The following is a 12,169-nucleotide window of genomic DNA, read 5'->3' as shown; positions in this document are numbered from 1 at the left end:
CACGCCGTCCGCCCCTGTTCGCCCTGTCACGCGGGCCGCGATACCCGAGGAGGCGGCCCCCGTCCTCACCCCGCCGGGCCTGCGGCTGTCCCCGGCCGTGCGGCCCGTGCGGCAGACGGTGACGCTGGAGCTGGACCCGCGGCGGGAGCTGTTCAGCGGGACGACGGACATCGAAATCGAGCTGCCCCAGGCCACGCACGAGGTGTGGCTGCACGGAGAGGAGCTCTCCGTGAAGGACGCGGCCTTCATCGTGGCCGGCGCGCGGGTGAGGACCTCCACGCTGCCCATCGGCGACACGCTCGTCTTCCTCCCGCGTGAGGCGGTGGGCCCCGGCACCGTCACCCTGCGCGTGGCATATACGGGCCGGGCGCGTGCCCGGGAGAGCTCGGGCGTCTACCGCGAGTTGGACGCAGGGCGCTGGTACACGATGACGCAGTTCCAGCCGCTGGCCGCGCGGCGCGCCTTCCCCTGCTTCGACGAGCCCGCGTTCAAGATTCCCTGGCGGCTCACCCTGCGCGTGCGCGAGGAGGACGGCGCCTTCTCCAACTCACCGGTGGAGGCGGAGACGCACGGGCCGGATGGATGGAAGACGGTGCGCTTCCAGACGACGCCCCCGCTGCCCTCCTACCTGGTCGCCTTCGCGGTGGGGCCCTTCCAGGCCGTGGACGCGGGCGTCGCGGGCCAGCGCCGCGTGCCGGTGCGGATGCTGGTGCCGCGGGGCCGCGCCGCGGAGACGGCCTGGGCCGCGCGGGCCACGCCCCCGCTGCTGGAGCAGTTGGAGACGTGGTTCGGCACGCCCTACCCCTACGCGAAGCTGGACGTGCTGGCCCTGCCCGGCACGCAGGGGGGCGCCATGGAGCACCCCGGCCTCATCACCTTCAGCGCCCCGCTCATGCTGGGCCCCGTGGAGGGGGACTCCCTGTGGCGCCAGCGCTACTTCGCGCTGACGCAGGCGCACGAGCTGGCCCACCAGTGGTTCGGCAACCTCGTCACGCCCGCGTGGTGGGAGGACTTGTGGCTCAACGAGTCCTTCGCGGACTGGCTCGCCTACAAAGTCGTCACGCAGTGGAGGCCCGAGTGGCGTGGTGACGTGCGCCGCGTGGAGGCGCGAGGCGATGCCCTGGTGGAGGACCGGCTCGTCAGCGCGCGCAGCGTCCGGCAGCCCATCGAAGTGCCGGGCGACGTCCACTCCGCCTTCGACGGCATCACCTACAACAAGGGCGCCGCGGTGCTGGCCATGTTCGAGTCCTGGGTGGGCCCCGACGCCTTCCAGCAAGGCGTGCGGCGCTACCTGGACGCCCACGCGAGGGGCACCGCCACCACCTCGGACTTCTTCGAAGCCCTCACCCAGGCCACCGGCGAGGACGTGGCGCCCGCCTTCTCCTCCTTCCTGGACCAGCCGGGCGCGCCGCGCGTCGCCATGACGCTGGAGTGCCCCAGGGAGGGGCCACCCCGGCTGGCCCTGGAGCAGCGGCGCTATCTCCCCCTGGGCTCGCCGGGCGGACGCGGCGAGGCGCAGGTGTGGCGGGTGCCGGTGTGCGTGCGCTACGCCGCCGGGGGCACGGAGGGCCGCGCCTGCACGGTGCTCTCGGAGCGCACGGGCACGCTGCCTCTGGAGGGTGCGAAGGCGTGCCCGGCCTGGGTCCACCCCAACGCGGAGGGCCGCGGCTACTACCACGCGCTGCTGCGCGGTGACGCGCTGGAGCGACTGACGCGGCAGGGAGGCAGGGGCCTCAGCGGCGCCGAGCGCCGGGTCCTCCTGGATGACGCCGAGGCCCTGGTGGCCAGTGGCGATCTGGACGTGGCCCAGGCCCTGACGCTGGCCACGCGCCTGCTGCGCGCGGACGACCCGGACCTCGTCATGGGCGCGGCGGCCCTGGTCGCCAGCGTGCGGGATGACTTCGTCCCGTCGTCCGCGAGGCCGAACCGGGCGCGCTTCGTCCGCGGCCTCTTTGGCGGCCAGGCGCGCCAGTGGGGCTTCGTGCCGCGCCCGGGTGAAAGCGACGACGTGCGCATGCTGCGGCCCCGGCTGGTGGGGCTGGTGGCCCAGTCCGGCGAGGACGCCCTCCTGCGCACGGAGGCCCGGAAGCTGGCGCTGCGCTGGCTGGAGGACCGACGCTCCCTCTCCATGGACGCCGCCCCGGGCGTGCTGGGCGCCGCGGCGGCCTCGGGGGACGCCGTCCTGCACCAGCGGATGCTGGACGCGCTGCGCACCACCACGGAGCGCCGTGAGCGAGACCTGCTCTTCGCCACGTTAGGGGGCTTCCAGGAGGCCGCGCTCGCCAGCGCCAGCCGGGCCCTGCTACTGGCGCCGGACGTGGACACGCGCGAGGCCCTGCCCATCCTCTTCCGGCAACTCGAGGAGCCGTCCACCCGCGCGGGCGCGTTCGACTTCCTGCGCGAGCACTTCGAGCCGCTCCGGGAGCGGCTGCCTCGGGACATCGCGCCCTGGCTGCTGGGCACTGGCGGACTCTTCTGCGACGCCGAGCACCGCGCGCGATTCGAAGCCTTCTTCGCGCCCTACGCGCCCACCTTTGAAGGGGGTGAGCGCGCCCTCGCGCAGGCGCTGGAGCGCGTGGACCTGTGCATCGCCCAGCGCGAGGCCCTGCGCCCCGGCCTGGAGCACTTCCTGCGCCGCTACTGACGTCAGCGCTTGCGCGCGAGCATCATCCCGTCCCGCACCGTCAGCAGGACGTGCTCCACGCGAGGGTCCGCCGTGACCTTCGCGTTGAAGTCGACAATCGCATGGTCATTGGGGGCCTCCGGCTGGAGCACCCGGCCCGACCACAGGACGTTGTCCGCGATGATGAGCCCGCCCTGCCGCAGCAACGGCAACACCGCGTCCCAGTAGGCGGCATAGCTCGGCTTGTCCGCGTCGATGAACGCCAGGTCGAACGGCCCCTGGAGCGTCTTCAGGGTGTCCAGCGCCGGCCCCATGCGCAGGTCGATTTTCCGTCCATGCGGACTGCGCAGGAAGAAGGCGCGTGCCACGTCAGTGGCCTCCGGGTTGACGTCGCAGGTGATGAGCGCCCCGTCATCCGGTAGCGCTTCCGCCATCATCAAGGCCGAGTAGCCGGTGAAGGTCCCGATTTCCAACACCCGCCGCGCACCCGTCAGGGCGACCAGCATGCGCAGGAAGGTGCCTTCGACGGACCCGACCTGCATGTGGGGGGAGGACATCCGCGCATACGTGACATCACGGAGTTCATCAAAGAGGGGCGCGGGTGCCGTGGTGTGAGCGTCCGCGTACGCCTCGACTTCGGGAGGAACGAGGGTGAGCTTGGGCATGTCCCATCGATTAGCACGTACCGCGGGGCCCCCCACTTCAGGTTGCCGTCAGACGCCTCGTGCATAACTTTGTCGTCGCTTTGGGTGGAGGAGACCTCGATGCTGGCAGCCAGAATCGGTGGTGCGCGCGCGGATGTGTCCCGGTGCATCGCCGCGAGCCTCCAGTGTCAGGTTTCCTGCGAAGAGGGCATGGCCCGCAGGGTGGCGCGTGGGGAGCCGCTGTCCGGCGAGGTGGTACGCCTGCTCCGCCAGTGCGCCGAGCTGTGCGAACTGAATGCACGCGCGCTCCAGAAGGAGAGCCGGCTGGCCCGCCGCACCGCGAGCCTCTGCTTCGACCTGGCCAACCTGGTGGCCCGGGCCTCGTGGCTGGACGCGGAGGACCGGGATTCGTACACGCTCGCGCGGGACGCGCTGCAGCTGGCCCGCGCGTGCAGGCCCCTGCTCTTCGCCTGAGTCAGAAGCGCAGGTGCGGGCTGAGCACCAGCGTGGGCCCCGCGCCTGTACAGATTGTGTCCGCGGGCTTCGTGTTGATGTCGCAGTGCTGGTAGTAGCCACCCAGGGTGACGCCCAACGGGCCGAGGATGCGCACGTCCAGACCGGCGCCCGCGGCCAGGGCGAGATGCGTGCTGGAGTACAGGCGCGGAACCACGGCATCCGAATCGATTTGGGTGGAGGTGCTGGTCCCGACACGTAGCGCCAGCCAGGGCGAGACACGCCGGTCCCGAAGGAAGCCATAGCGCGCCTCTCCGGCGATGCCCCAGAAGCTGCCCCGCGGATGCTGCCGAAGCGCGTCCCCAGGGGTCCATGCGTCCAGGTCCGCGGCTTGGGACGTGTTGAAGGTCCGGCCCCACTGCAATGCGACCCCGAACTCCACATTGAGTCGGGTCATCACGAGCAGGTGGGCGCTCAGGAGGCCGCCCCGATGGTCGCTGTTGTTCCCAGCGAAGAGGCCACCTCCACCGGCGAGCAGAAGCCCCCACTCCGGCGCCGCGGGCGCCTCCGCCTTCGCAATGCCAGGCAGTAACAGACCGAACAATACGGCGGACATCATCAGGTGGGCGGGCATCACATCATCCTTCAAGGCACGCACGCCGGCCCGGCGCTGTCATGGGTATCGCGGCGGACTCAAGCCGCCTTCTGCGTGAGAATACCGGAGAGCAGCTCGCTGAGGGCGTCCACCTGTTGCTGCTCATGGCCCGACTGGGCCTGGACGATGCCGATGGCGCGCTGGAGGACATGCCGCGCCGCCTCGGGAGCGTCATGCACGACGGGGCGCGAGAGGAAAGCTGCTCCTCCCGCGCCCCGGTATCACGAACCAGCGTTCAAGATGACGCCGGGACTACAGGTCCAGCAGCCGCGCCTGGAACCCATTGCTCCCCGTCGAGGTGAGCAGCACCAGTTGGCCGTTGTGCACGAAGACCCGCTGGGCCACGCCCGGGTAGTACGCAGCCGAGAGGATGTCGAACTGGCGGTTGAGCACCCGCAGCTGAGTCCTGTCTCCCACGGTGTCGATGAGGTAGAGGCGCTCACCGTGGAAGGCGATGTCCACGAACGACAGGCCGATGCTGGTGCGGTACGTCAGGTCCGCCGTGCTGAAGAGGAGGCCACTCCCCGTCACGACCGCGGAGCCATCCGGCCACAGCCTCAGCGGCGCCCTCAGGTTGTAGGCTCCATGGTAGGGCGAGTCGATTTCAGCGCCCAGCGTGCCCGCCTCCATGTCCACCTGCACCCGGTTCAGGTCCTGTGGCGAGACACCGCTGTCGGCGAAGTAGATGGTGTTGTTCGCCTCCGAGAACAGCAGGCTCACCGCGCTGCCCCTCCAGTCCACCGCCGCGACCCGAGCGCCCGTGGCCCGCTGAAAGAGCGCATGCGTACCCCAGGCCCCGGAGCCATCGATGGTAAACAGGTAGCGGTCCGCGACCACCATGCGCGACACCGACGCAGGCGCCGCGGCGAAGAAGCGGGCCGTGCCACCCTCCGTCGAAGTGAAGGCGTCGATACGCCCTCCCGTGTAGGACAGGTATGCGGCCTGACCGTCCGGAGCGACCGCCATCGAGGTCGCATCGCCCGTCCCGATGTAGGCGGACAGGAAGCTCCGGGTCGACAGGTCGAGTCGACGGATGCGATCCGCGTTGCCGTCCAGGAAGTGGATGACGCCATCGCTCGTCAGCGTCGCGTCCTGGTAGGAGAAGGCGAACGCGGCCCCGCCCAGCACGACGCCCGCATCCGGGTCCACGCCGCCATCACTGCCACCATCCGGCGTGGGCTCCCCCGTCTCCAGGCGACCCGAGATGTCGATGCCACCCGTGGTAGCGCCCGGGCAGTTGACCGGGTTGCGCTGCAGCACGAGGCTCGCCGAAACCACCTCGCCGGCCACGACGTCGACCACAGCGCTGCCCGCGTACACCTCCAGCATGGACGCGTTGTAGGCAATCACACGCACTGCTCGACCGGTTCCCGCGGGCACCTCGGACACCTGCCCCCGGATGGCCGTGCCGTCGACCAGGAGTGGAACGGGCCCGATGACCGGAAGGTCCTGCGCGGAAACGGTGGCCTCCGCGGTCGTGACGCCGCAGGCATCCCCCGCCAGGGAGATTTCCATTCGGACGGATTCGGTTTCACCTGCGTTCTCGGACGGCCCTTCGCTGTTGCACGCAGCCACCAGCGCGCCGGCCACCCACATCAGCCCAACTCGACTCAGGATTCTCATGAATGTTCCCCCTCCGCGCGGGTCCAATACGACAAGTGCGGTTCCCGTGCAATGCGTTGCAAGCGTGGACTCGGAACGCCCGTGCCCACGGCCACGCAATGACGGCTGGCTTCGCAAAGCCTGACAGACCCACTGAATTCGCGGCGACTGCCGATGCGGCGGACGGCACAAGGCGTTCCACGCATCAGCGATGAGTCATAGCGACCTCAGCCACGCCTTCATGCATGTCTATACATGCGTTTTGGAGACACGCCCCCCCGCACGCCAGCCCCCGCGAAGCCGCCGACAATGATTCGCACTGCGAACCTCAACTCCCACTCCTTCGCGATATCCGCCTGCGTCGGCGCAACAGGTGGCGGAGCGAAGTAGCGTGCGGGTGGTACTTCATGTCCGACCACGTCACACTCTTCCCGATTTTCCGCCCTCTTTTGCCTTGCGCCTCCGCCATCACAGAACGGACGGCCGAGGCACGAGGTGGCATCAATGCCATCCCCCCGACGGACACACGCGCTCTCAAGCGCTCAAAGCGAGACACCGTAGAGCGCGCCGTACTTCTCCTTCAGGTACGCCAGGAAGTCCGTGTCCGTGAGACCCTGCCCCGTCACCTGCCTCACGCGCTCCTCCGCAGAGAGGCGGAAGCCGTGCTGGTGCACGTGCGTGCGCAGCCAGTCACGCAGCGGAAGCAGCTCACCCCGGCCCAGGTGTTCCTCCAGCTCCGGCAGGTCGCGCCTCGCGGCGCGGTAGAGCGACGCCGCATACAGGTTGCCCAGCGAATACGTGGGGAAATAGCCCAGCTCGCCCCAGGCCCAGTGGATGTCCTGGAGCACGCCCTGCGTGTCGTCCGGCGGGGTGAGGCCCAGGTACTTCTCCATGCGCGCGTTCCACGCGGCGGGCAGGTCCTCCACCGGCAGCTCGTCGCGCACCAGCAGCAGCTCCAGCTCGTAGCGCAGCGCGATGTGGAGGTTGTACGTCACCTCGTCTGACTCGATGCGGATGAGCGACGGCCCCACCGCGTTCACCGCGCCGTGGAAGGTCTCCACGTCGGTGCCGGACAGGGCCTCCGGGAAGGCGGCGCGCAGCGCGGGGAAGTAGTGCCGCCAGAAAGGCAGGCTTCGGCCCACCATGTTCTCCCACAGACGCGACTGCGACTCGTGCAGCCCCATGGAGGGCGCGGCGGCCAGGGGCGTGCGGTAGAGCTCGGGCGCGAAGCCCTGCTCATACAAACCATGGCCGGCTTCATGGATGGTGCTGAAGATGGATGGGAACGGCGTGGCCGCATCCACATGGGTGGTGAGCCGCACGTCCAACGGGTGCGTGCCTCCGGTGAAGGGGTGGATGCTCAGGTCCTGCCGGCCCGCGTCCAAGTCGAACCCGATGTCCTTCAACAGCCGCAGGGTGAAGGCCCACTGCGCGTCCTTGTCATAGTGACGGCCCAGCAGGAAGGGCGCCACCGGCCGGCGCACCTCGGTGAGCTTGCCCACCATGGGGATGAGGTGCTCGCGCAGCGCGGACAGCACCGGCGTCAGGCGCGCCACGCGCATCCCCGGCTCATGGCCTTCCAGCAGCGCGTCATAGCGCTCTCCGTCATGGCCATACGCGTCCGCCTGCTCCCGGCGCAGCGACAACAGGCGCTGGAGCGCGGGCTGGAAGACGCTGAAGCGCCTCGCCTGCCGGGCTTCCCGCCAGGCGGGGATGGCATCGCTAATGGCTCCCGCGAGCGCCCGCACCAGGGGCGCGGGGACGCGCACCTCCCGCTCCCGCTCCCGCGTCAGCACCGTCACCATGGCCCGGGCGTCGTCGGACAGGTCCGCCCGCGAGGCGGCCTGGGCCAGGGCCTCCCCCAGCCGGGGGTCCACGAGGCGCTCATGGTGCAGCCCCTGCAGGGTGGAGAGCTGATGGGAGCGCGCGGGGCCGGCCTTGGCGGGCAGGTACGTCTCCATGTCCCAGGTGGCCAGGCCGATGAGGCCCTGAAGGTCGCGAAGCTCCTGCATCCGGGTCAGCAGCCAGGTATCCATGCCCGGATTCATAGCCCGCTTCGCGGCGCACTATCGCGAAAGACGCTGTCGGGAGTATGAGGGCTGCGCGATGGCCAACGTCATTCAGTTCTTCATGTCCCCCGAGGACGAAGTCGCCTTCTTCCGCTTTCTGGAGCGCTTCGTCCTGGAGGTGTATCCCCGGCGCGTCCCACAGGATTGGGAGACCTTCCGCGCGAACATGGAGAACCTGGAGCGGATCCCCCAGGAGGACCTCTACATGGTGGCCTCGGAGCTGGGTCCGGCCATCGTCGACAAGGTGAAGCGGGGCCCGGACAAGGGCTACTGGCGCATCGACGAGGTGCGCTCGCCCGTCATCTTCATGGAGCGCTGCCGCCCCAACGAAGAGGGCGAGCTGCTCAGCGGGAAGATGTGGGCGGAGCTGGACATCACCGCGCAGACGGGCCGGAAGAACGCGGCGCCCGACAAGTTCCGGCGGCTGTTCCACGAGGTCGAGGAGTACATCAAGAAGACGTGCCGCAGGAGCGAGCCCAAGGGCTTCTACGTGGGCCCCAAGGCGGCGCGGCTCTGCAAGGAAGGGCTCGTGCTGCGCGACTCCGCCTTCCGCGGCGGCACGGTGGCGCCCTACAAGTAGCCGCGGCGCCTCAGCGCGGAACCATGGGCAGAGTGAAGGAGAAGGTGCTCCCCTGCCCTTCGCGGCTCTCCACGTTGAGCGTCCCGCCGTGCGCGGCCACCAGGCTCCAGGCGATGCTCAGCCCCAGCCCCGTGCCGCGTCCCGGTGAATGGCTGGCCCGCCAGAAGCGCTCGAAGAGGTGCGGCGCGTGCTCGGCGGGGATGCCGGGTCCGGAGTCCTTCACGGAGACGCACACCCGCTCCCCCTCCACCAGGCTGGCCCGCACTTCGATGTCGCCGCCGGGGGGGGTGAACTTGATGGCGTTGCTCACCAGGTTTGCCAGCACCTGGAGGATGCGCTCGCGGTCGGCGAGCACCGGCGACAACCCCGGCGCCAGCGCCACCGTCAGGCGTTGCCCCTTCTCCAGCGCGAGCGGCCGGAGCACCTCCAGCGACTGCGCCAGCAAGGCGTCCACCGGCACGGGCTGGAGCAACAGCGGGATGGGCATCCCGCGCAGGCGCGCCCGGTCCAGCAGGTTGCCGATGAGGCTGCTCATCTGCTGCTCGGCGAGGACGATGTTCTCCAGGTAGCGGCGCCGGCGGTGCTCCTTCTCCGGCGCCGTGCCCGCATTCAGAATCATCTCCGCGTTCATCCGCACCGCGAGCAGCGGCGTCTTGATGTCATGGGAGACGACGGTGAGCAGCTCGTCCCGCCAGCGCACAGCCTCCTGGGCTTGAAGGAACAGCGCCTCCGCGCGCTCACGCAGGCGCACCTCCCGGCGCAGGGCATGCTCCCTGGACAAGGCCACGGCCAGCAGGTTCGCCACCGCGTCCAGCAGCGACAGCCCGTCCTCCCCCAGCTCCACCGACTCCACCGACTCCACGTGGAGCACGCCCAGGACGCCGTCCTTCGCCACCAGTGGCAGGGTGACTGTTCCCGGAACCTGGGCCGGCCCCGCTTCGAACCCACCTCCGCTCGCGGCACACCCTTGCGGCGCGACGCGCTCCAGGCCCACGAGGTAAGCGTACGCGGCGGCGGCATGCGCCACGGCCTGGGACGGAGGGGACTCCTCGCCCGCGGACGGATGCCACGCCATCAAGCAGGGCCGCTCCGGAACGGGCACCCCGGACGCGTCCACCCCCTCCAGCAGGAGCGCGGCGCGGACCGGCAGCCATCGGGAAAGGCGGTCCACCAGCGCGGGAAAGCTGGCCGCGACGCCATCGGAAGCGCAGAGCAGCTGCCCCACCTCGTGGAGCTGCGCCAGGTGGCGGCGGGCCTGCCCCCGCTTTCGCCAGGCGCGACGGGGCCGCCGGCGGGAGGCTGGGACCTCCGGGTGGGCGGAGTCATCCCCCGCTGGGCTCCTCGGCGCCTTCATCGAGGGCGCCCCGTCCCTTCCGCCGACGGGCGCTCCACGGCCAGCAGCGCCTCACGGAGCGCGGCGGAGAGGACCTCGCCCGTCAGCGCCCCGAGGACGCGCAGCCACTCCTCGACCAGGACCACCAGCGACTCCTCCAGCCGCTCCGGGTCGAGTTCCGCCACGACCGGACGCAGCCCCTCGAAGCGAAGGCCCTCCGGCGTGACGGCGAGCGCCGACAGGTGCGGATGGGCCTGGACCACCCGGTGGAGCACCCGCTCCAGGATGACCACCAGGGTGACCTCACCCAGGGCCAGACGGCCACGGCGCCACAGCGCCTGGAAGCCTCGCTCGAACAAGTCCAGCAGCGCGGGCGGCGATGGGCGCGGCACCTGGCGCTGGCGCCAGGCACGCACGGATTCAGGAAGGAGGGGGTGCCGCTCAGACATGCAGTGGGCCGGCGGAGGGGCTTGGGACGGGGCCCGGCTCAGGCGCCCGGCGTCAGGACCGTGGCCTGCCGGAGCTGCGGGGCCTCGGAGACGAACTTCAGCTCCGGGTGCTTGTCCTCGGCGTGCTGGAGCGCCCAGTCATCCCGGAAGAGCACCAGGGGCAAGCCGTCCCGGTCCTGCACCGTCTGACGGTTGCCTTCCCAGTCGAACGCCTTCGGGTCGAAGTTGGCGCCCACCACCCAGCGCGCATGACTGAAGGGCAGCCGGTCGAGGGCGATCTTCGCGCCGTACTCGTGCTCCAGGCGGTACTGGAGGACCTCGAACTGGAGCGCGCCCACCACGCCGACGATGGGGTCCTTCATGCCCATCTGCAGCTGCTGGAAGATCTGGACCGTGCCCTCCTCGGAGAGCTGCTCCAGGCCCTTCTCCATCTGCTTGCGGCGGAGCGGGTCCTTGCTGCGGACGACCGCGAAGAACTCCGGGCTGAAGCGCGGCACGCCCTCGAACTCCACGCCGGTGCCCTCCGCCAGCGTGTCGCCGATGCGGTACTGCCCCGGGTCGAACAGGCCGATGACATCCCCGGGCCACGCGTCCTCGATGGAGGTGCGCTCGGCGGCCATGAACTGGCTTGGCTTGGCCAGCCGGACCTCCTTGCCCAGGCGCGAGTGGAAGGCGCTCATGCCCTTCACGTACCGGCCGCTCACCACGCGCATGAACGCGATGCGGTCGCGGTGCGCGGGGTCCATGTTCGCCTGAATCTTGAAGACGAAGCCGGCGAACTTCGGGTGGGTGGGCTCGCGCGGCCCCTGCGTCGTCGAGCGCGACGTGGGCGCGGGGGCCAGGTCCAGGAAGGCGTCCAGGAACGGGCGCACGCCGAAGTTGGTCATCGCGCTGCCGAAGAACATGGGCGTCAGCTGCCCCGTATCGCTCTTCTCGCGGGTGAACTCGTCGCCGCCGATGTCCAGCAGCTCGATCTCCTCGTGCAGCTTGGCCAGCTCCGCCTCGGTGAGGATGGTCTTGATTTCATCCGAGTCGATGGAGACCGAGCGCTCGCCCACCTCGGACTCGCCGTGGGAGCCCTCGGCGGAGAAGACGTGGATGACGCGGGCCTGCCGGTCATAGACGCCGCGGAAGTCCGGGCCCATGCCGATGGGCCAGTTCATCGGGTAGGAGCGGATGCCGAGCACCTGCTCCAGCTCGTTCATCAAGTCCAGCGGCTCGCGGCCGTAGCGGTCCAGCTTGTTGACGAAGGTGAAGATGGGGATGTTCCGCAGGCGGCAGACCTTGAAGAGCTTCTTGGTCTGCGGCTCCACGCCCTTGGCGGCGTCGATGAGCATCACCGCCGCGTCCGCCGCGGCCAGGGTGCGGTAGGTGTCCTCGGAGAAGTCCTGGTGACCCGGCGTGTCCAGCAGGTTCACCGCGTGGTCGCGGTAGGAGAACTGGAGGACGGAGGAGGTGACGGAGATGCCGCGCTCCTTCTCCAGCTCCATCCAGTCGGACGTGGCATGCCGCCGGGCCCGCTTGGCCTTCACGCTTCCGGCCAGGTGGATGGCGCCGCCGTAGAGCAGCAGCTTCTCGGTGAGGGTCGTCTTGCCCGCGTCGGGGTGGGAGATGATCGCGAAGGTGCGCCGCCGGGCGACCTCCCTTTGGAGCTCGTTCGTCATGACCCGGGGCCAACTATCACGGGCGGTGCTTCCTTGCAGCTTGCAAGCGGCGCTTGCCGCCCGGCCGGGGCCCCATGCGAGGCTGCCCGCCCCCCAC

11 protein-coding genes are annotated in these 12,169 nt (G+C 70.1%); 3 read left to right on the top strand and 8 right to left on the bottom strand.

Annotation, left to right across the window (positions count from 1 at the left end; translation table 11 throughout):
- Positions 1–2,644: M1 family metallopeptidase (locus HV824_RS31800; protein WP_176424915.1), on the top strand; the 2,644-nt coding region annotated here is incomplete at its 5' end.
- Between the two features lie 2 nt (positions 2,645–2,646).
- On the opposite strand, the gene HV824_RS31795 is transcribed toward HV824_RS31800, so the two are convergent.
- Complete coding sequence (locus HV824_RS31795; protein ID WP_176421312.1) at positions 2,647–3,288, bottom strand: O-methyltransferase; 642 nt, start codon at positions 3,286–3,288, stop codon at positions 2,647–2,649.
- Between the two features lie 99 nt (positions 3,289–3,387).
- Between HV824_RS31795 and HV824_RS31790 the strand changes: the two genes are divergently transcribed.
- Positions 3,388–3,741, top strand: a complete 354-nt coding sequence (locus HV824_RS31790) for a hypothetical protein (protein WP_255208503.1) — start codon at positions 3,388–3,390, stop codon at positions 3,739–3,741.
- Position 3,742: 1 nt separating this feature from the next.
- Here HV824_RS31790 and HV824_RS31785 read toward each other — a convergent pair whose 3' ends face one another.
- The 4 genes from HV824_RS31785 to HV824_RS31770 all read right to left on the bottom strand — a co-directional run bounded on the left by HV824_RS31785 (position 3,743) and on the right by HV824_RS31770 (position 8,013).
- The gene (locus HV824_RS31785; protein WP_176421314.1) at positions 3,743–4,354 is read right to left on the bottom strand and encodes a hypothetical protein; all 612 of its coding nucleotides are present in this window, start codon (positions 4,352–4,354) and stop codon (positions 3,743–3,745) included.
- A gap of 59 nt (positions 4,355–4,413) precedes the next feature.
- Positions 4,414–4,554 (bottom strand): hypothetical protein, encoded by a 141-nt coding sequence (locus HV824_RS31780; RefSeq protein ID WP_255208502.1) that lies wholly within the window; start codon positions 4,552–4,554, stop codon positions 4,414–4,416.
- 73 nt (positions 4,555–4,627) lie between these two features.
- Positions 4,628–5,890, bottom strand: a complete 1,263-nt coding sequence (locus tag HV824_RS31775; protein WP_255208501.1) for a hypothetical protein — start codon at positions 5,888–5,890, stop codon at positions 4,628–4,630.
- 629 nt (positions 5,891–6,519) lie between these two features.
- The gene (locus tag HV824_RS31770; RefSeq protein ID WP_255208500.1) at positions 6,520–8,013 is read right to left on the bottom strand and encodes a carboxypeptidase M32; all 1,494 of its coding nucleotides are present in this window, start codon (positions 8,011–8,013) and stop codon (positions 6,520–6,522) included.
- Between the two features lie 70 nt (positions 8,014–8,083).
- Between HV824_RS31770 and HV824_RS31765 the strand changes: the two genes are divergently transcribed.
- Positions 8,084–8,626 (top strand): hypothetical protein, encoded by a 543-nt coding sequence (locus HV824_RS31765; protein WP_176421315.1) that lies wholly within the window; start codon positions 8,084–8,086, stop codon positions 8,624–8,626.
- A 10-nt stretch (positions 8,627–8,636) separates the two neighbouring features.
- Here the strand turns inward: HV824_RS31765 and HV824_RS31760 are convergent, their stop codons facing one another.
- The 3 genes from HV824_RS31760 to HV824_RS31750 form a co-directional block, all read right to left on the bottom strand.
- Positions 8,637–9,980, bottom strand: coding sequence for a cell wall metabolism sensor histidine kinase WalK (locus HV824_RS31760; protein ID WP_176421316.1), 1,344 nt, complete (start codon positions 9,978–9,980; stop codon positions 8,637–8,639).
- Positions 9,977–10,351: a hypothetical protein gene (locus HV824_RS31755; protein WP_368738129.1), complete on the bottom strand. Its 375-nt coding sequence runs from the start codon at positions 10,349–10,351 to the stop codon at positions 9,977–9,979. The genes HV824_RS31760 and HV824_RS31755 overlap by 4 nt, the downstream gene beginning before the upstream one ends.
- Before the next feature lie 95 nt (positions 10,352–10,446).
- Entirely contained in the window at positions 10,447–12,072 is a 1,626-nt protein-coding gene (locus HV824_RS31750; RefSeq protein ID WP_176421318.1) for a peptide chain release factor 3, read from the bottom strand.
- Positions 12,073–12,169 lie beyond the last annotated feature (97 nt).

This window comes from Myxococcus sp. AM009, from assembly GCF_013372605.1.
Lineage (GTDB): Bacteria > Myxococcota > Myxococcia > Myxococcales > Myxococcaceae > Myxococcus > Myxococcus vastator.
This window is presented reverse-complemented; position numbering and strand designations above follow the sequence as displayed.